Here is a 799-nt window from a genome sequence, read left to right as displayed (position 1 = left end):
TGATGCTGCAGGACACCGAGGCGACGCTGGCGACGCTGCACCGGCTGAAGGCGCTCGGCGTGCGGATCGCCATGGATGATTTCGGCACGGGCTACAGCTCGCTCAGCTACCTGCAGCGCTTTCCCTTCGACAAGGTGAAGATCGACCGCTGCTTCACGCGCGAGCTGGACCGGTCGCGCCAGAGCAGCGCGATCGTGCAGGCCATCGTCGAGCTCTGCGCCGCGCTCGACATGACGACGACGGCAGAGGGCGTGGAGACCGAGGAGCAGTTCGCCGCGCTGGCGCACAAAGGCTGCACCGAGGCGCAGGGCTACCTGTTCAGCCGGCCGCAGCCAGCCAATCGCATCCGTGCCGCCTGACCCAGCTTGCTTTGAGCTTGAGGAAGGAAAGCGAGATGCTGGGATGCGTCGCACGGCGGAAGGGATCATCGGATCACGGGCATTGTAGGTCGCGGCGCAAAGCAGATCACTGCCTGCAGTCCGTCCGGTTCGAACCTGAGGATCACCCGTGCGCCAGGGCCAAGATCACGCACCAACGCACGTTCCAGTAGCCGGATACCGAAGCCGTGCTCAGCCGGTGGGCTCAGCACAGGCGGCCCGCCCACCTCACGCCATTCGACCGCTGCCGTGAGGCCTGCAAAATCAGATCGACAGGTGACTTCCACATACCCGCTAGGCACTGAGTGTCCATCCGGGAACATGGTGAGTCATCTGAATCGGTTGTGACTGGCGGGTTGCGGCGGGTGGTGCGCGATTTGGCGGGATGTGGACGCCGGAGAACCGCGGTCGGTATGACCGCA

The 799-nt window shown here is 64.8% G+C and carries 1 protein-coding gene; it reads left to right on the top strand.

All coding sequences use genetic code 11. The features are described 5' to 3' along the window. A partial coding sequence (locus E2C05_RS32230) for an EAL domain-containing protein (RefSeq protein ID WP_133223653.1) occupies positions 1 to 359 on the top strand: 359 nt, incomplete at its 5' end. Positions 360 to 799 lie beyond the last annotated feature (440 nt).

This window comes from Paracraurococcus ruber (assembly GCF_004353985.1).
Lineage (GTDB): Bacteria > Pseudomonadota > Alphaproteobacteria > Acetobacterales > Acetobacteraceae > Paracraurococcus > Paracraurococcus ruber.
The sequence above is the reverse complement of the archived record's forward strand: the minus strand, read 5'-3'. Positions and strand labels throughout refer to the sequence as shown.